At 63.9% G+C, this 18,606-nt stretch carries 20 protein-coding genes; 10 read left to right on the top strand and 10 right to left on the bottom strand.

Going from position 1 to position 18,606, the window contains the following annotated elements:
- The 5 genes from DY926_RS11640 to DY926_RS11620 form a co-directional block, all read left to right on the top strand.
- Positions 1-903: MotA/TolQ/ExbB proton channel family protein (locus tag DY926_RS11640; protein WP_116703530.1), on the top strand; the 903-nt coding region annotated here is incomplete at its 5' end.
- A gap of 2 nt (positions 904-905) precedes the next feature.
- Positions 906-1,328, top strand: a complete 423-nt coding sequence (locus DY926_RS11635) for an ExbD/TolR family protein (protein ID WP_116703526.1) — start codon at positions 906-908, stop codon at positions 1,326-1,328.
- Positions 1,329-1,382: 54 nt separating this feature from the next.
- A complete protein-coding gene (locus tag DY926_RS11630) occupies positions 1,383-1,823 on the top strand; it encodes an ExbD/TolR family protein (RefSeq protein WP_116703525.1) in 441 nt (146 codons plus the stop codon).
- Positions 1,824-2,312: 489 nt separating this feature from the next.
- Entirely contained in the window at positions 2,313-4,835 is a 2,523-nt protein-coding gene (locus DY926_RS11625; RefSeq protein ID WP_116703524.1) for a TonB-dependent receptor, read from the top strand.
- Positions 4,836-4,943: 108 nt separating this feature from the next.
- Positions 4,944-6,257, top strand: a complete 1,314-nt coding sequence (locus DY926_RS11620) for a nucleobase:cation symporter-2 family protein (RefSeq protein WP_241503183.1) — start codon at positions 4,944-4,946, stop codon at positions 6,255-6,257.
- Positions 6,258-6,352: 95 nt separating this feature from the next.
- On the opposite strand, the gene DY926_RS11615 is transcribed toward DY926_RS11620, so the two are convergent.
- Together DY926_RS11615 and purD are read right to left on the bottom strand one after the other, a co-directional pair.
- A complete protein-coding gene (locus DY926_RS11615) occupies positions 6,353-7,750 on the bottom strand; it encodes an MFS transporter (protein ID WP_116703523.1) in 1,398 nt (465 codons plus the stop codon).
- Between the two features lie 122 nt (positions 7,751-7,872).
- Positions 7,873-9,153, bottom strand: a complete 1,281-nt coding sequence (purD, locus tag DY926_RS11610) for a phosphoribosylamine--glycine ligase (protein WP_116703522.1) — start codon at positions 9,151-9,153, stop codon at positions 7,873-7,875.
- Between the two features lie 67 nt (positions 9,154-9,220).
- Between purD and xseA the strand changes: the two genes are divergently transcribed.
- From xseA to DY926_RS11590, 4 genes are all read left to right on the top strand, one after another.
- Complete coding sequence (gene xseA / locus DY926_RS11605; RefSeq protein WP_116703521.1) at positions 9,221-10,681, top strand: exodeoxyribonuclease VII large subunit; 1,461 nt, start codon at positions 9,221-9,223, stop codon at positions 10,679-10,681.
- Positions 10,682-10,704: 23 nt separating this feature from the next.
- Complete coding sequence (locus tag DY926_RS11600) at positions 10,705-11,082, top strand: BA14K family protein (protein ID WP_116703520.1); 378 nt, start codon at positions 10,705-10,707, stop codon at positions 11,080-11,082.
- 148 nt (positions 11,083-11,230) lie between these two features.
- Positions 11,231-11,638 (top strand): DNA-binding protein, encoded by a 408-nt coding sequence (locus DY926_RS11595; RefSeq protein ID WP_116703519.1) that lies wholly within the window; start codon positions 11,231-11,233, stop codon positions 11,636-11,638.
- 127 nt (positions 11,639-11,765) lie between these two features.
- Positions 11,766-12,488: an OmpH family outer membrane protein gene (locus DY926_RS11590; RefSeq protein WP_116703528.1), complete on the top strand. Its 723-nt coding sequence runs from the start codon at positions 11,766-11,768 to the stop codon at positions 12,486-12,488.
- 49 nt (positions 12,489-12,537) lie between these two features.
- On the opposite strand, the gene ybaK is transcribed toward DY926_RS11590, so the two are convergent.
- The 8 genes from ybaK to DY926_RS17025 all read right to left on the bottom strand — a co-directional run bounded on the left by ybaK (position 12,538) and on the right by DY926_RS17025 (position 17,411).
- On the bottom strand, positions 12,538-13,011 hold the full coding sequence (ybaK, locus tag DY926_RS11585; protein WP_116703518.1) for a Cys-tRNA(Pro) deacylase: 474 nt from the start codon (positions 13,009-13,011) through the stop codon (positions 12,538-12,540).
- Positions 13,008-13,757 carry an SDR family NAD(P)-dependent oxidoreductase gene (locus DY926_RS11580; protein WP_116703517.1) on the bottom strand — a complete coding sequence of 250 codons (750 nt, stop codon included), beginning with the start codon at positions 13,755-13,757 and terminating at the stop codon, positions 13,008-13,010. The genes ybaK and DY926_RS11580 overlap by 4 nt, the downstream gene beginning before the upstream one ends.
- Positions 13,754-15,268, bottom strand: a complete 1,515-nt coding sequence (gene purF / locus DY926_RS11575; RefSeq protein WP_116703516.1) for an amidophosphoribosyltransferase — start codon at positions 15,266-15,268, stop codon at positions 13,754-13,756. The genes DY926_RS11580 and purF overlap by 4 nt, the downstream gene beginning before the upstream one ends.
- A gap of 51 nt (positions 15,269-15,319) precedes the next feature.
- Positions 15,320-15,844 carry a CvpA family protein gene (locus tag DY926_RS11570; RefSeq protein WP_116703515.1) on the bottom strand — a complete coding sequence of 175 codons (525 nt, stop codon included), beginning with the start codon at positions 15,842-15,844 and terminating at the stop codon, positions 15,320-15,322.
- Positions 15,831-15,992, bottom strand: a complete 162-nt coding sequence (locus DY926_RS17315) for a hypothetical protein (protein WP_158551975.1) — start codon at positions 15,990-15,992, stop codon at positions 15,831-15,833. The genes DY926_RS11570 and DY926_RS17315 overlap by 14 nt, the downstream gene beginning before the upstream one ends.
- Before the next feature lie 23 nt (positions 15,993-16,015).
- The gene (locus DY926_RS11565) at positions 16,016-16,414 is read right to left on the bottom strand and encodes a phosphoribosyl-ATP pyrophosphatase (protein WP_116703514.1); all 399 of its coding nucleotides are present in this window, start codon (positions 16,412-16,414) and stop codon (positions 16,016-16,018) included.
- Positions 16,415-16,508: 94 nt separating this feature from the next.
- Positions 16,509-17,129, bottom strand: coding sequence for a sterol desaturase family protein (locus DY926_RS11560; RefSeq protein ID WP_116703513.1), 621 nt, complete (start codon positions 17,127-17,129; stop codon positions 16,509-16,511).
- A gap of 54 nt (positions 17,130-17,183) precedes the next feature.
- The gene (locus tag DY926_RS17025; RefSeq protein ID WP_148707769.1) at positions 17,184-17,411 is read right to left on the bottom strand and encodes a hypothetical protein; all 228 of its coding nucleotides are present in this window, start codon (positions 17,409-17,411) and stop codon (positions 17,184-17,186) included.
- Between DY926_RS17025 and DY926_RS11555 the strand changes: the two genes are divergently transcribed.
- Positions 17,410-18,591, top strand: coding sequence for a glycosyltransferase family 4 protein (locus DY926_RS11555; RefSeq protein ID WP_241503182.1), 1,182 nt, complete (start codon positions 17,410-17,412; stop codon positions 18,589-18,591). The genes DY926_RS17025 and DY926_RS11555 overlap by 2 nt on opposite strands.
- Positions 18,592-18,606 lie beyond the last annotated feature (15 nt).

Genomic DNA, 18,606 nt, shown 5'->3' with positions numbered 1-18,606 from the left:
CCCGTAACCCCGGCCCCGGGCGCGGATGTCCCGCCCGTGCAGACGGCACCCCCGACCGACGCCGCCCCGGCCCCCGCGCCCACGGATGCGGCCCCGGCTGAAGCGCCCGCTCCGGCCCCGGCACCCGCTCCCGCCGCGGATGCGACCCCGCCGGCGGAAGAAGCGCCCAAGGCACCGGAAGGCAACCCCTATGGTCTGGGCGCGCTGTGGGCCAATGGTGACTTCATTGCCCGTGGCGTCCTGCTGATCATGGTCTTCATGTCGCTGGGCACGTGGTACATCATGATCACCAAGTTCTTCGAGCAGGCCCGCGTCATGGCGGCTGCCAAGCAGGTGGTCAGCGATTTCTGGACCAAGGGCTCCATCAAGGACGGCGCCGCCGCTCTGCCCGCCAACTCCCCGTTCCGCTACATTGCCGATACGGGCGTGAAGGCTGCCGAACACCACGAAGGCACGATGCAGGAATCCATCGACCTGCATTCCTGGACCACGATGTCCATCCAGCGTTCGGTTGACGTGATCCAGACCAAGCTGCAGGGCGGTCTTGCCTTCCTCGGCACCGTGGGTTCGACCTCTCCGTTCGTGGGTCTGTTCGGCACGGTCTGGGGTATCTACCACGCTCTGACGGCCATCGGCATCGCGGGTCAGGCCTCGATCGACAAGGTTGCCGGTCCGGTGGGTGAATCCCTGATCATGACCGCCATCGGCCTGGGCACCGCCGTGCCTGCGGTTCTGGGCTACAACCTGCTGGTGCGCCGTAACAAGGGTGCGATGGACCGTATCCGCAACTTCGCGGCCGACGTGCAGTCGATCCTGATGGGTGGTTATCGTCATGGTGGCGACATCACCATCCATCCCGACAACTCCCCGACCACAACGACTATCGATAACCGGGTGGCCTGATCATGGGTATGCAAGTTGGAGGTGGCGACGATGAAGACGAGGTGGTGTCGGCCATCAACACCACACCGCTTGTCGACGTCATGCTGGTGCTGCTGATCATCTTCCTGATCACCATCCCCGTTGCGACGCATACCATCAAGGTCAGCCTGCCGATGGATGCCAACCAGCCCACCCGGACGTTGCAGAACAACGTCGTGATTGCGGTGACGCCGAAGGGGGAGACATACTGGAACGAGACGCCGCTCACCAGCTATGCCGACCTTGAATCCCACCTGGAGCATGTGGCGGTGGAGAACCCGCAGCCACAGATCCAGATCCGTGGGGACCAGGCGGCGCATTATGAAGGTGTGGGCCGGGTCATCGCGGCCTGTCAGCAGGCGGGTATCGTCCACATTGACTTCATTACCGAGCAGCCGCACGGCTGATATCCATTCCCGGCCGGGGTTCATCCCCCGGCCATTTTCGGGAGAGTAGACACCATGGGCATGAATGTCGGCTCAAACAGCACGACAGAGGATGAAGGTATTGTTGATATCAATACCACGCCCCTGATTGACGTCATGCTGGTGCTGTTGATCATGCTGATCATCACCATTCCGCTCCAGACGCATTCAGTCTCGATCGACCTGCCGCAGGGCAACCCGCCGCCGTCCCAGCCACAGCCGGACCCGGTGGTGGATACGGTGGCGATTGATTTTGACAACACCATTACCTGGAATGGCGAACCCGTTGCGGATGACGCGGACCTGCGGGCCCGCTTTACCGAAGCGGCAGCGCAGCCGGTCCAGCCCGAGATGCACATCCACCCCGACCGCCTGGCCAGTTACAAGGTCGTGGCGCGGGTTCTGGCGGATGCGCAGCGACTGGGCGTGAGCAAGCTGGGTATTGTTGGCAGCGACCAGTTCATGGATGCGCAGTAACACTGTGTATTTCTGATTTATTGTACAGTCTGGTCAGATGAGACGGCTTCTCCTGCGGGAGGGGCCGTTTTTTTTATGTCGTGATTCTCGGATGGAAATGCCTTTTTTTGAGGCAGGAGACCTGTCCGGTCTGTGGCAGCAAAGCCACAAAGCCCACATTGTTGGCAGCGTTCCCGCCGCATCCTGTTATGAAAACCATTATCAGAAACAAACAAAATTGTTGTTTTTCAGTAAGATGGTATAATCCGTGTCATGTGGCGGCATGGTGTTGTTAAATAGATAAACAGCGTGTTGCGTTTTTTAAACTTTCCGCGCTCATGTGTATTTCTTAAGTCAACATATATGCGGAATGTTCAGTTTCCGTAACTACCTTGGCATGACCGGTAACAGGACAGGCCACAAGGTGGTTATGGCAGACGGGGATGGCTGCCACTGGAAGACCGTAGGGCCGCCGAGGCATCGGGGCGCAAACAGATCGCGGGGGAATGAATGAAGACGGGCCGGGATATTTATAGCGCGGTAAAACGCCAGGTACGGAACGCAGGTGGTCGTACCGGCCTTGCGGGGCTGGGCATGCCAGGGCTGAAGGCGCGCCTGCGTGCCATGTCGTGCCTGGTGGGCACGGTCTGTATCGCCACGGGGGCTGATGGGCTGGCACAGGCGGCAACGCCCGATCAGACGCAGCAGCAGGCCACGAAGCGTGTCGCCACGGCGCCGAAGCACACAGCTGCCGCGAAACCGGCCACGACCACGGCCGCGGCAAAGCCTGCCGGTGTGGTCAACCATCAGGACCCCGAAGTCATCCGTGTCGCCTCGTCGCGGCATGCGAATGATGGCGGTGGCGGCATGATGCGGCTGGAAACGGCTCCCCATGCGGTCCAGACCGTGAGCAAGCAGTTCATCGAAATGCGCAACCCGACCAGCACCGCGCTCGATCTGGTCAAGAACCTGCCCAGCATGAACGTGACCACGCCCGATCCTTCGGGCATGGAAGGTGGCCAGATCCAGACACGTGGCCTGACCGATCTGGACATGGGGCTTATGCTGGACGGCGCGCCCGCGGCGGCTGCCAAATACCTCAACGAAGACATCGATTCCGAAAACCTCGAGAGCGTGGAAGTCACGCCGGGCAGCGCGGGCACCGACCTGCCGGTCATGTCCGCTGCCGGCGGCGTGCTGAGCGAGCGTTCCCACACGGCATCGCACAAATTCGGCGGCATGACGGATTTCTCCTACGGGACGAACAACATGTCGCGTGAGTTCATCCGCCTTGAGTCGGGTGACATCGGCAACACCGGCGTGCGCAGCTTCTTCTCGTTCTCCAACACGCATTCGCGTTCATGGATGGGTTCGGGCATCAACTCGCGCAAGCACATCGATTTCGGGCTGCAGAAGGACTGGGACAACGGGTCCAATGCACGGCTGTTCGTGTCCTGGAACTACGAAGACTTCACGATTGACGCCTATCCCGACAGCCAGGCGTTTGAGGCATACAAGCACAACGGCACCGGCTACGGCCGCAACTCCGACCCGACCAGTGACAACTACTGGAAGAACAACAACGACCACTGGAACCAGATCTTCCTGACGGCGCCGGTCCATGTCGTACTGCCCGCGAAGTTCACGTTCGACCTGCAGCCCTATTTCAGCTTCGGTCAGGGCTGGGATGGTTCGCCGGGTAACGGCACGCCTTATGTGTCACCGTCGGGCACCAACGCCAACGGCAGCCCGTACTGGGATGTGAAGCAGGGCCAGAATAACTCGACCGCCTACTTCCTGGAAAATGAAGCGCGTCAGGTTGGTGTCGTGGCGAAGATGGGACGTCATCTCGACAAGCACAACTACCTGTCGTTCGGCTACTGGTATGAAAACAACCAGACCATCCAGAACTATCCGACCAGCAGCACCATGGCCAATGGTGCTGACCCCAGCCCGAACTGGGCAGCCTATCAGCAGACGGGGTTTGGCACGACTGGTGTGAATGCAGGCTACGAACTGCATGCCCTGTTCATTCAGGACACGGCAAAATACTTCAACGACAAGCTGCAGATCCATGCGGGCTTCAAGTTCGTCATGTCCGATGCGTGGGATAAGGGATGGACTTCCAACCCCAACACCGGGTCATGGGTCTATGGCAAGAACGGCACGGCTTCCGGCCGGATGGGCGCCAACACCACGGAGCCGCTGCCGCAGTTGTCCATCGGCTATACCTTTAACGATCACCACCAGATCTACATCAACGCGGAAGGTGACTTCCGTGAGCCGAGTGCAACCGATCTGGGCTGGCTGGACCCGCAGTATTCCAAGATGCTGAAGAACCAGTATTCCATCAAGGAAGAGCTGGGCTATCGTTACCACGACAAATACGTGATGTTTGATCTGTCACTGTTCAACTACAACGTGACCAACCGCCTCATGGATACCTATATCGGCGCCAACCAGTACATGCCGATCGAAGCGGGTAACCAGACCATGCGCGGCTTCGACGCCATGATCGCGACCCGTCCGTTCCATGGTTTCAGCCCGTATGCATCGTTTGAATACCTGCATGCGACACAGGATTCGAACGTTACGGACCCCAACTCCGGCATTACTTACGCGGCCAAGGGCAAGCAGGCCATCATGGCGCCGCGCATCATGGCGAACTTCGGCCTGACCTATAAGTACAAGGGCTTCTTTGCCAACGGTAGCCTGCACTACACCGGCCCGCAGTCGGTGGCGCTTGACAACAGCGAGCGTATCCCCGGCTACGTGACGGATACCCTGTCGCTTGGCTATCACTTCAAGCCGTTCATGTATGCGAAGTCGCCGACCTTCCGTCTGAACTTCACCAACCTGACCGGCTCCATTGTCCGGACGGGTGCGATGGGCGCGATCTATCACGGTGGCCAGCAGGGTGGATCGACCTACCCCGTGTTCTACGGTGCCGCCAACGGCCGTCTGGCTGAAGGCAACTCCTTCATGGTTGAACCGCGCTTCACCATGACGGGCACGGTCTCCACTTCTTTCTGATCACTCTCACGCATGGGGAACCCCGCCTTTGTTCAAAGGCGGGGTTCTTTGCGTCAGTGCCGTCCCGTTCATATGGTGGGTGCGGCCTGTAGCCTGGGGAAATGGATCGTGACAACGGGCACAACACACCCGGTTGATGAAATGCTGCCTGCGGGCATGCTGTTCGCCTTTGGTCTCCAGCATGCGCTGGTCATGTATGCGGGTACGGTGGCGGTGCCGCTCATCTTTGCCGCCGCCATGCACATGTCCGCTGCCCAGACAGTACTGCTGATCAATTGCGGGCTCATGACATCGGGCATCGCCACGATCGTGCAGAGTGTGGGGTTCTGGAAATTCGGGTCGCGCCTGCCCATCGTGCAGGGGTCGTCCTTTGCCATGCTGGCGTCCATGCTGCTGATCGGGCAGATTTACGGGGTGCCTTCAGTTTTTGGTGCGGTCATTGGCGCGGGCGTGGCCATGGTGCTGATGGCCCCGGTCATGGCGCGGCTCATGCGGTTTTTCCCGCCGGTGGTGATCGGCTGTCTCATCACCATCATCGGGCTGACGCTGGTGCCGGTGGCGGGGCGGTGGATCGGGGGCGGTGGCGCGCCCGGTAGTCCGGGCTTTGGCAGCGTGGCGAATCTGGCGCTGGCGTTCATCACCATTCTCATCACCGTGGCGGTACAGGCCTGGGGCAAGGGGTTTGTCGCCAATATCAGCGTGCTGGTGGGGTTGCTGGCGGGCAGCATCCTGGCCGCGCTGTGTGGCATGGGGCATTACGGCATGGTGGCGGATGCGCCGTGGTTCGCCATCAGCATGCCCTTTGCGTTCGGCCTGCCGGAATTCCATGTCATGCCGGTGGTCATCATGCTCCTGAGCATGGTCATCATCGTTGCGGAGACCACCGGCAACTGCCTTGCCATCGGGCGGGTGGTCGATATGCCGGTGACCGACACCACCATAGCGGGTGCGCTGCGGGCCGATGGCCTGTCCACCGTCCTTGGCGGCCTGTTCAACAGCTTCCCCTATAATGCCTTTACGCAGAATACCGGACTGATCGCCATAACCGACATCCGCAGCCGTTTCGTGGTGGCGGCGGCGGGGCTGGTCATGATCGGGCTGGGGCTGTTCCCCAAGTTGGGGGCGCTGATCGCCGCACTCCCGCCGCCGGTGCTGGGGGGATGCGGGCTGGTCATGTTCGGCATGACCACGATTGGTGGCATACGCGAACTGCTGCATGTCCGTTTTGAGGGTACACGCAATGGCCTGATCGCCGCCGTGTCCATCGGGCTGGGCGTACTGCCCATGGCGTGCCCGGACCTGTTCACCCATCTTGCAGGGCTGTGGCGGCTCCTGCTGGGTAATGGCGTGCTGCTGTGCATCCTGTCCGGCGTGTTGCTAAATATGCTGGTGGGCGATGAGAAGACCAGCGGAAAGTCTTGATAAGTTATAAAAAATAAGAAGTTTTTGGGTGCTGCCTTTTTTTAAAAAGGCGGCGTTACCTGAAGCGTCCTGAAAAGAGCCTTACCCCAAATTCCCTATGCTTTACGGGCCAGTCCCGCACCCGGCTGGACCAGGCGGATGGCGCTGCACAGCATGCCCACAATGGCGGCAGCGGCGCCAAAGGCCAGGCAGCTACGTTCCGCGCCATGCGCGATCAGGCCAAAGATCATGGCCACACACATCGCCCCGGTGGCCTGCCCGCACTGCCGCGCAATCTGGATCATGCCCGACGCGCTGCCCGAGCGCCCGGGCGGGGCCGTTACCATCATGATCCGGTTGTTCGGTGGCTGGAAAATGCCAAACCCCATGCCCGCTACCGTAATGCGCCAGGCGATGTCGAACCAGCCGGGGGCAGGCGGCAGCAGGTAGAGCGCCAGAAACCCCAGCGCGGTTATGAACAGCCCGACCGAGGACAGGATGGCCGCCGAGATCCTGTCCGCCAGCCGGCTGATAAGGGGGGCGACGGCCATGATGCCAACCGGCCATGGCGTCATGAGCAGCCCCACGGTGGCCGCCGGGTAGTGAAACAGGGACTGGAGCGTAAACGGGAACGAGACCATGAACAGGTTCGAGGCGACAAAGCCGCAGAATCCGACCACCGTACCCATGCGGAAGGCGCGGATACGCAGCATGTCGAGCGGGAACATGGGGTGCGCCTGCCCATGCTGGCGGCGTACCAGCAGCCAGCCCGCCACAAGCCCGGTCACGATCAGCGCCACGACGCGGCCACTCCCGGCGTGGTGCGCAACCGAATCCCCCGCCATGATCAGCGCGCCAAACGCCAGTACGTTGAGCACGGCGCTCGGCGCATCGAACGAACCGGGGTTTACGGGCGTGCGTGGCAGCGACACCAGCGCCAGTCCCAGCGCCGTCAGGCCCAGCGGAATGTTGATCAGGAACAGCCACGGCCATGTGGCGAAGGTCAGGATGATGGAGGCCACGGTCGGACCAGCCCCCACGCCCAGCGCCACCATCACGCCATTGAGCGCGATTCCACGCCCGATAATGGCATGCGGGTAGATGAACCGGATCAGCGCGATGCTGACGCTCATGATGCACGCACCGCCAACCCCCTGCACCGCGCGCGCCAGTGACAGGACCAGCAGTGTATGTGACAGCGCGCAGAACAGGGACGCCACGGTAAACAGCACCAGCCCGATCTGGCACAGCCGCGCGAACCCTATGCGCGTGCCAAGGGCCGCCATGGGCAGTAGTGAGACCACGCTGGCAAGCTGGTAGGAATTGACGATCCATATGGCCGAGGCGGGGGAGACGTGGATGTCGTCCGCAATGGTCGGCAGCGCCACGTTGGCAATGGCGTAATCCAGCAGCGCCAGCAGTACGGACAGTGCCACCGCCGTCATGGCGCGTGCGCGCGCGGCGCCATGCAGGCCTTGGCCTTCGATCAGGACGGTTTTTGACTGGGGGGGCATGGCGACAGGCTTTTCGGACTATGGGGGCACCATGTTCCGTACAGGAAATGATATCGGAAGGCCACCGCACGCCGCCCCCGTGGCGATGCCGGGTAGGGGAAGGCGGCGGTGGGCGAGGGGGATCAGCCCTGCGCCGCCAGCGCGCGCTGGCCTATGTCGTGGCGGTAGATGCCATCGGGCCAGTCAATCACCTTCACCGCCGCATAGGCACGGTCACGGGCCTGCTCAAGCGTATCCCCCGTTGCGCAGACGCTCAGCACCCGCCCACCGGCGGCAACGATCTCGCCATGGCTGTCCAGCTTCGTGCCCGCCTGGAACACCTGCACGCCCGGCAGGGCATTGGCGGCATCGATATTGCGGATCACGCCGCCCGTTACGGGTTTGCCGGGGTAGCCGCGCGCGGCCATGACTACGCTGATCGACGCCTGCGTGGAAAAGCGGATATCCGTCTGTTCAAGCTGGCCCGCCGCCACGGCGGCCAGCGCAGCCAGCAGGTCGCTTTGCAGGCGGATCAGCAGGGCCTGGGCCTCCGGGTCGCCCAGGCGGACGTTATATTCAATCAGTTGCGGGCCGTCCTGTGTCAGCATGAGACCCGCGAAGATGATGCCGGTGAACGGCGTGTCACGCCGCGCCATCTCGCGCAGCATGGGGCGCACCAGCAGGTCGAGCGCTGCTTCCTGCCGCGCACGGTCAAAACCGGCGGGGGGCGAGACCGCGCCCATGCCGCCGGTATTAGGGCCGGTGTCGTTATCGCCAATGCGCTTGTGGTCCTGCGCCGCGCCGATCAGCACCGCCGTCTCCCCCGCGCAGAAGGCGAATAGCGAGACCTCGTCGCCCATCAGGCAGTCCTCGATCACGACGCTCTGGCCCGCCTGCCCCAGCGTGCCCTCGGTCATCATGTCGGTAATCGCCTGCTCCGCCTGCGCCAGATCCAGCGCCACGACCACGCCCTTGCCCGCCGCAAGCCCGTCGGCCTTGACCACCACGGGCGCGCCATGGCGGCGCACGTAGTCCAGCGCGGGTTCAGCCGCGTCAAACCGCGCCCAGCGCGCGGTGGGAATGCCTGCTGCGTCACAGACTTCCTTGGTGAAGGTCTTGCTGCCCTCCAGTGCCGCGGCGGCCTGCGTGGGGCCGGCGCAGGCAATGCCCGCCTGCCTGCACGCATCGGCAATGCCCGCCACCAGCGGGGCTTCCGGGCCGGGAATGACCAGGTCGATGCGCTCACGCTGCGCCAGCGCGATCAGGCCCGGCACGTCATCGGCGCGTATGTCGCAGTTCGTGCCCAGCGCCGCCGTGCCCGGATTTCCCGGCGCGATGAACAGGGTGTCGAGTAATGGCGAGCGCGCGATGGCAGTGGCCATGGCATGTTCCCGTCCGCCCGATCCAACCAGCAGCACCCGCATCACTCTTGTTTCTCCGTTTTTCATCTCTGCCCTTTCGGGGTGGCCGTCTCTATCATACCTTGTGCCGATGGATGAACAGTTTCCCGACTCCGGCCCGGCCATGGGCGGCAATACCCCTGAATTTTCGGTTGCCGAAATTTCAGGCGCCATCCGCCGTACGCTCGAAGGTACGTTCGGCCGCATCCGCGTGCGTGGTGAGATTACCGAGTTCAAGCGGTACCCCTCGGGGCATCTCTATTTCTCGCTCAAGGATGAAGGGGGCAAGCTTTCCGCCGTGGTGTGGCGCGGCACGGTCTCGCGGCTGGGCCTGAAGCCCGAAAGTGGGCTTGAAGTCATCGCCACCGGCAAGATTTCTGCCTATGGCGAACGCTCGTCCTACCAGATGGTGATCGACCGGCTGGAATATGCGGGCGAGGGCGCGCTGCTGGCCCGCATCGAGCGGCTGCGCCTGCGGCTTGTGGCGGAAGGGCTGTTCGATGCCGGGCGCAAGCGGCCCCTGCCGTTCCTGCCGCGCGTGATCGGGGTTGTCACATCGGCGCAGGGGGCCGTGCTGCATGACATACGCACCACGATCGCGCGGCGCTTCCCGCATCCCGTGCTGGTCTGGCCGGTGCCGGTGCAGGGGGAGGGGGCGGCGGAACGGATTGCCCAGGCCATTGCCGGTTTCGATGCGATTGATGGCGCATCCGGCCTGCCACGTCCCGATGTGCTGATCGTGGCGCGTGGCGGCGGCGGGCTGGAAGACCTCATGGCCTTTAATGACGAAGGCGTGCTGCGCGCGGTGGCTGCATGCCGTATTCCCGTCATTTCCGCCGTGGGCCATGAAACGGATACGACGCTGATTGATTTCGTGTCCGACTGCCGTGCGCCTACCCCCACGGCGGCGGCCGAACTGGCGGTGCCGGTGCGCGCGGAACTCGAGGCCGGTCTGGCGCAGCGTGATGCACGCCTGCGCGGGGGGCTGGGGAGCACGCTGCAACGGCTGCGCGCGCGTCTGGACCGGGCGGCGTCCAGCCTGCCCGACCTGCCCACCGTCATGGAAAACGCGCGGCGGCGGCTGGATGACCGGGGCTACCGGCTGGATCTGGCATGGCCCACCTACATAAAGCACCGGCGCGCCAGCCTGCGCAGCGCGTCCGACCGCCTGCCCGGCCCGCAGATGATCCTTGCCCTGCGCCGCGCCGACCTTGCCCGTGCCGGGACCGCCTGCCAGCAGGCCATGAACACCTATCTCGGCCGCCGGGGCGCACTGTTGCAGGGACTGCGCGTGCCGCCCGCGGTGCTGGTGGCGCAGTGGCGCGCATGTGCAAGCCGGCTGGCGGGAGAGGGCGGGCGTCTGGCCTCGCTCTCGCCGCAGGCGGTGCTGGAGCGGGGATACGTGCTGGTGACGGACCGGGCGGGAAAACCCCTGTCGCACGCCGCGCAGGCGCGCCGGGCCGCACAGGTGACCCTGACCTTTGCCGACGGGCAGGTCGCCGCCCGCCCCGTGCGCCCCGGCACATCGGCACAGGGGGATCTGGACCTATGACGCCATGGACAGGACATGCGACGATGAGACGATCTGCCCCCGCCATTACCGGTGCCATCATGGTGTTGCTGGCTGGCTGCGCGGCCCAGCCCGCCCATAAGCCCGCCCCGCGCGCGGCGGCGGCGCAGGCCACGCCGGGCCGCATCCCGCCGCAGGGTTTTGCCCCCGGCCTGACGGGGGAGGAAACTGCGCCACCCTCGGGCATCGTGCTGACCAACGACCCGTCCGCACCGGCGGATACGCCCCTGTGTGGCCATGCGGCGCGTGAGGCCAACAGCCTCGGGGCCATGGTCCATCCCGACATCACGCCCACTGTCAGCAGTTGCGCGGCCAATGCCTGTTTTGACGCCCAGACCGGCACCTATATCGCCGCCGATGGCAGCCGCCGGGTCTGCCGCTGACCCTAAAGGCGGCCTATAGGTCATATGCCCTCACATAAGGGTATGGGGGGCATATTCCCATTGACTCCGGCGGGCGGGATGGTTGACGCTCCATGTCATGACCGTCCCTACATCATCCTCTTCAGATGATCCGCAGGCGACAGTACACATGTTCCCCCTCAAGCGCATGCTGCCGCTGCGCGAGGCGGCGGAATATGTCGGTATCACGCTGCTGCGGCTGCGATGCCTGCGCCTGGTACGGGCTGGCCCCCATGCGGCCATGCGCAACGGGCGGGAAGTGATGTTCCGTATCGAAGACCTTGATGACTATGTGGACAGGCTCTACCGCCGGGCCAACATTTCCCATGCCGAGCAGGCCCGCCACCGCAATGCATGGCGCGCGCGGCTGGCGGCGCTGCCGGTTGATGCGCGCGGCCGCATATCCGATTCCTTCATGCAGATCCTCACGCGTGATGACTTTCTGGAAACCGGGGCGAACCGGGGGTTCCGGGTGCTGTTCTTTGGCGGGCTGTGCCTGATTTTCCTGTCACATACACCGCTGATCTGGCGGTTGTAGGATTACGCTCCCGCCCATTTTGCCGCGAAGGTGTTTTTTTGTCCGCGCGGGTATGTTCTTTCGCCATACGATCCGCTACGCAAGAAATGACAGTAGCAGAACAATAATGGATCTGATGATGACAGGTATGCCCAGCAGCATTATGGCCCGGATCGGACACGCGCGGCTGCGCGGCGCGTTTTGTGGGTTGGCTCTGGCCCTGACCCCGGCCCTTGCCATGGCACAGGATGCGGGCGGCCAGCAGCAGAGCAGCCCCATCCTGCCCATGCCGCCGGTGCCGGAATTCAAGCCGCTGCCCGCTGGCTCCCGGCCTGCCGCGCCTGTTATCGGCATTTTCAACACGCAGCAGATCATGGCGCAGTCGCTGGCGGTGCAGAAGCTCCAGACCGAGCTTGGTGCGCGGCGTGAGGCGCTGGTGCGTGATGTCCGCGCCGAGGACAGCCAGCTTCAGGCGCTGCGCCAGTCCATCATCAAGGCGGGCAAGGCCCCGACACCCGAACAGCAGCAGGATCTGCAGAAGCGCGTGATGGCCGACCGCACTAAGTTCGGCAACCGCAACCGGATTCTGGAAGAAGACGCGCAGGTCGCGCTCAACCAGGTCCAGCGTGAGATGCAGCAGATCGTCAGCGCCATCGCCGCCGCCCGTGGCATGACCATGGTGCTGCAGGCCGGGACCGCCGCGCTGCATGACAACAGCCTTGATATCAGCGATCAGGTCGTGACCTACCTCAACCAGGCGCTGCCTTCGGTCTATCTGCCCGGGCCTACGGAAGACCCCGAAGATATTGCCAAGAGCGGCAAGTACCCCGTCATGCCCTTCCAGCCGCCCGCGGATAACGGCGGCGACTAGTACCGCACGGGCCTGTCCGCCCGCCGCGCATCCAGCGCCGGGCGGGATTTCAGGCCAGCAGGTCCGCCGTGATCGCCCCGGTTGCCGCAACGGCATCGGCGGCGGAAAGGCGGACCAGATACCCACGTTTCCCCCCATTTATGACGACCGAGGGCTGGGCCAGCGCTTCACGTGCCAGTGCCGTGCGCACCCGGCGGCGCTGGCCAAAGGGGCTGATGCCCCCCACGCGGAAGCCCGTGCTCCGCTCGGCAGCGGCGGGCTGCATCATCTCGGCTGACTTGCCGCCAAAGGCTGCGGCCACCTTTTTCATGCTGAGTGTGGCGGCGACCGGCACCACCACGCAGGCCGGGCGGCCATCCACCATGACCATGAGTGTCTTGAACACCCGTTCCGGCGCCTCGCCTATGGCGGCGGCGGCATGGTTGCCGGTCTGCGCGGCGGTGGGATCATATTCGTATTCAACAACGTCAAAGGTGACGCCCGCCTTTTCCAGCGCCGTGGTGGCGGGGGTGGCCTTGCTCATGCCCGTATCTCCTGCATGGTGTCTGCCTGCACATACGCGCCCTGCGGCTGGGAACCCGGCAGGCACAGGCGCACGATCCGTGGGGCGATGGCCTCGGGCGTGGGCAGGCTGGCCATGTCCAGCGCGGGCATGGCCAGCCTGCGCAGGCGGGTCGCGACCATGCCGGGTTCAAACAGGTTGATCCGTAGCGGGCTGCCCTGCGGCAGTTCACGCACCCATGTCATCACCAGCGCATCCTGCGCTGCGCGTGTTGCCGCCACCATGCCCCAGAATGGTGTGGGATGGCGGGCGTGGCGGTCGGTCAGGAAGACCGCCCGCCCGGCGGGGGCGCGTTCAAGCAGCGGGCCGAGTGTGCGGATCAGCCGCCATGTGGTCAGGGGACCAGCCTGCATGGCGGCGGCCAGGTCCTGCGGGCGGATATGGGGCAGGGGGGACAGGACGCCCAGCGCGCCCGCGCAATGGACCATGATGTCCAGCCCGCCCTCACGCGCCGCGATGGAGGGGCCGAGTGTGTCGAGGCGCTCGCCATCCGTCAGGTCCAGCGGCAGCAGGATGGCTTCCTGCCCCGTATGCTGGCGGATCAGGTCATCGGTCTGTTCCAGCCCGCCCTGCGTGCGCGCGACTACGATGCACCGCGCGCCCGCGCGCGCCAGTGCCACGGCCACCGCCTGTCCGATACCGCGACTGGCCCCGGTTACAAGGGCGACGCGCCCGCGCAGGTCAGGGCTGGTGGGGGCGTGGTTCATGCAGGCTCGGGGTGATGCTCGGCTTCGTAATCCACCAGTTCAATCGGGTAATCGCCAGTGAAGCAGGCATCGCAGTAGCGGTTGCATGCGGCCTGGCGGTCCTTGTAGCCCAGCGCGCGGTACAGCCCGTCGAAGGAGATGAAGGCAAGGCTGTCCACACCGATCAGCTTGGCCATTTCATCAAGGCTGTGCTGGGCGGCAAGAAGCTGGCTGCGTTCGGGTGTGTCGATGCCGTAGAAGCACGAATGGGTGGTGGGCGGCGAGGAGATGCGCATGTGCACTTCCTTCGCGCCCGCCGCGCGCACCATGTCCACGATCTTGCGTGATGTCGTGCCGCGCACGATGGAATCATCGACCAGCACGACGCGCTTGCCATCCAGCACCGGGCGGTTGGTGGAATGCTTCAGCTTGACGCCCAGGTTGCGGATCTGGTCAGTCGGTTCGATGAAGGTGCGGCCGACATAATGGTTGCGGATGATGCCCAGCTCGAAGGGTATCCCGCTTTCGGCGGCGAAGCCCATGGCCGAGGGCACGCCCGAATCCGGCACCGGCACGATCACATCGGCTTCCACCGCGCTTTCACGCGCCAGTTCCACGCCGATCTGCTTGCGGGTGTCATACACGGCCTTGCCATTCATGACGGAATCGGGCCGGGCGAAATAGATGTATTCAAACACGCAGAAGCGCGACTGCGTGGTGCCGAAGGGATGGACCGAGCGGATGCCATCGTCATTGATGATCACGATCTCACCGGGCTGGACATCGCGCACGAACTCGGCGCCCACGATGTCGAGCGCACAGGTCTCGCTGGCCAGCACCCATGCGCCGGTCGTGCCGTCTTCCTCGCGGATCTGGCCAAGGATCAGCGGGCGCACGCCCAGCGGGTCACGCACGCCGATCAGCGCCTCACGCGACATGGCGATGAGCGAATACGCGCCCAGCACCTGCTTGAGCGCGTCGATCAGCCGGTCCACCACATTGGCGTAGAGCGATATGGCGATGAGGTGGATGAACACCTCGCTATCCGTGGTGGACTGGAAGATGCAGCCGCGCCGCACCAGTGCCTTGCGCAGGGTCTCGGCGTTGGTCAGGTTGCCGTTATGGGCGACGGCGAGACCACCGAACTCGAAATCGGCAAAAAGCGGCTGCACGTTGCGGATCAGCGTCGCACCCGTGGTGGCGTAGCGGTTATGGCCAACCGCGCAGTGGCCGGGCAGCGTGGCCATGACGCGGGAATCGCCAAACACGTCGCCCACCAGCCCCAGCCCCTTGTGGGTGTGGAAGCGTTCGCCATCATAGGACACGATGCCGGTGGCTTCCTGCCCGCGATGCTGGAGCGCATGCAGGCCCAGCGCCGTCAGGGCGGCGGCATCCTTGGTGTTCCATACGCCAAAGACACCACATTCCTCATGTGGCTTGTCATCATCATGCCGCCACTGTGCGGCGATGTCATCGCGTTCGGGCTGCGGTGCGGGATTGCCGGAAACTGCACGGAAACAGGGACGGGACATGGTCAGCGATCTTTCCTTGACGGACGGGGGCGGCGGGTACCGACGAAAGGTTCAGATGGGCGCGTCATGCCGCGTCCCGGCGGGTTGCGCAAGATGCGCGCGAAAGTTATCGGGCGTGAGCGCCTGCAGATAGCCCATGTTGTTGCCGATAAGGGGAACAATCCGGCTGGTGCGCATCACTTCGGGCCATTCGGCCCGGGGCACGAGGGCGGTTATGCCACCATACAGGATGACAAGGCAGATATAACCGCGCGCCAGCCCGAACAGCAGGCCCAGCACGCTGTCCAGTCCCGACAGGATGGACCCCTGCACCGCCCGCCCTGACAGATGGGCAGTGGTGGTGAAAATGACAAGAAGGAAGAGAAACAGCACGACAAAGGATGCGACTGCGGCCAGCGTGTGGTTGCTGATCCACTGGCTGGCATAGGGCACCAGCGCGCCATACCATGCAACCGCCAGCACCGTGGCCATGACCCAGGCGGCCAGGCCCAGCACCTCACGCGAGAAGCCGCGCACCCCGCCCACGATTGCCGACAGGCCGACAATGGCGATGGCTATGATGTCAATCCAGTTCATGCGTGCCGGACAGGATGGCTGCTGCCGGTTGGCCTGCAACGGGCATGGACCCGGTCATCTGTCGCGATATTCCCTGCTGTTCCGCCAGCGGCCAGCTTATGCCACCGGGCCGCCCCAGCGCATAGGCCAAAAAACGGAGTCCAGCCATCCCGGCGGGCCATGCGCCCGGCTTCAGGGCAGTTTTGTGGTGCGGATTTTCCATGGCCGCCTGCGCGTGCCCGCCGGGATGGAGCGGCGTTCGGCCATGTTGAGGGCAAGGAGCAGGTTGCCCATACGGGTGCGGCGGTCCAGTTCGACCCACACATCCTCCGCATCGACATCGTGCTCCGCCCAGATTTCCAGCAGGTGGGTCAGCACGTCGGCGCTGTGGCGGACAAGCTCGGGGCGCTCCGCCGTCATGAGATCGACCACGCATTTTTCAGCCGCGCAGGCAAAGTCCCGCCCGCTGCGGCGGCTGTCTGCCTGGTCCGTCGTGGCACGGTTGCGGGTCCGGCGTAACCGGTCATAAAGACGGCCAAGCGCATGGGTCGCACCCGGCTGGTCGGACGGTGTGTGACGGGGAGGTGACATGGTGTGATGATGGACACCATTTCCCCCGCCGGTCAACAAATCCCGGTGGGAGGGAAGGATGCCGGAAAAGCGGGGGAACCCACCGCCCCGGAATTTACTGACCCCGGCGCAGCTTGGTGCCGAATACCCGGTCAAGGAAAATGGCGGTAATGGCGAAATTCGCCTCCGGCTCCACGCAGTGATGCTGGATATGGTGCTTCTTGATCGCGCGCAGCACCGAAAGCTTCATGGGAAACTGATGGCATGCGTAATGCACGATGTCGTACCCGACATAGCCCAGGATAAACCCCCCGGCAATGCTGCCGCCGGTCGCCATGCCGCCGGTCAGGACGCCAATGCCCCATACCGCCGCCCCCAGCGGGACGGATACGCTCAGCGGCATCAGGTTGCGCAGCGGGTGGTTGGGCTGGAGGTGATGGTTGCCATGGATCAGGAAGATCAGCTTCTGGCCCATATCCGACCGGAGGCGGAGATGGAACAGGAAGCGGTGCAGCAGGTATTCCATGACGAACCAGATTGCCAGCCCGATGCCCGTATCAAGGATGAAACTCCCCGCTGAGTGACTGTGCCTGGCATCCACGATCAGGACGACAGCCAGCACCACCGACCAGACCGATATGAAGGTCTGGAAGGAAACCTGCGTCAGTCGTTCGAGAAACGCGTTCTGGAACAGCCGGACGGGAATTTCATCATGCGATTTTTGCTGATGTGCCATATTCCCATTTCCTACGGGCATTATTTCTTGACTGTATTAAACCTGTTCCACAATTCATGGCATTAATAAGACCGAGCCAATATCATGACACATCTCCTGCTGACATTGTACCCTGCTTGAAGGCTGCTTTTCCGCCCCTATAGCTTGGGAATGGAAAAAGTTGCCATGAAAAATCAAAACCCTGCGAATGGAAGGCAAAATACCATACGTCTTTTCACCATAGACGCATTCTTTTCCATTTGCCAGATTTCCCATAGATAGTGGTGGGATGTTATCGTCCATGTCCGTCCCGCCATGCCCTGTACCCGTTTGGGTTGATGGCCGCAATATCGGCAGGCCGGGCGGCACCGGGATCGCCACCTATGCGCAGGGCCTGCTGGACAGCCTGAATGCGGGCGGGATCGGGGCGGCCTGCCTGCTGGACCATGCACCCGGCCAGCCGCCTCCCCCTGCGGGCGGGATGCTGCGCAAACTGGCCCGCTTCGCCCGTGCCCTGCGGCCGGGCATGGAGGTGATGGGGGATACGTCTCCCTTCTGCCCGGATGTGTACCGCGTGGCCCATGTGCGCAATGCCACATGGCGCAGGCTCATGACATTGCGGGCACCTGCCGCGCCCCGGGTCATGCACTGGACATCGCCCCTGCCGTTGCGGCTGGAGGGTGCGCTGAACATCACCACCGTCCATGACCTGATCCCCCTGACCAGTCCGGCCCTGACCGGCATTGACGGCCCACGCTTCCGCGCCACGCTGGAGCGGCTGTTCCGCACCATGGATATGGTGGTGACGGTGTCCGAAACCACGCGGCAGGAAATACTGGCCCATTTTTCCCTTCCGGCGGAACGTGTGGTCAATCTCTACCAGCTTGTCGATATTCCGGCCTCTCTCCTGCCGGCCATCGCGCAGGCCCCACCCGTGGCTGAGGCGGGCTGCCTTGTGGTCGTGGGCCGGGTCGAGGCGCGCAAGAATATCGAACGCCTGATCGCCGCCCACGCGCAAAGCGGCACGCAGCGCCCGCTGGTCATCATCGGGCCGGATGGGGATGACCGGCCCGACTGCACCGCCCCGGGCCGGACGCCGGTGCGCCGGGTGCAGTGGTGTGAACGGCCATCGCTGCTGCGGGCGATCCGGGATGCGCACGCGCTGCTGCTGCCCTCGCTGGCCGAAGGGTTTGGCCTGCCGATCGTGGAGGCCATGGCGCTTGGCACCCCGGTCCTGACCTCGCGCGGGGGGGCGACCGAGGAAGTGGCCGGGGGGGCGGCCATGCTGGTTGACCCGACCGACACCGCCGATATTGCCCGCGGCATTGCAGCACTGGATAGTGATGACCCCCATGATCCCCTCAGGACGCGACTGGTGGCGGATGGATATGAAAGGGCCGCCTTCTTTTCAGCGGCACAGCAGGGGCGAAGGTTCGTGAATTTCTATCATTCGCTGGGGCTGAAAGGGAATGCAGCGCCATAACCCGCCCCTATCTTA

Source organism: Komagataeibacter melaceti, assembly GCF_003403295.1.
Lineage (GTDB): Bacteria > Pseudomonadota > Alphaproteobacteria > Acetobacterales > Acetobacteraceae > Komagataeibacter > Komagataeibacter melaceti.
Note: the sequence above shows the minus strand (reverse complement) of the source record. Positions and strands in the feature narration are given on the sequence as shown.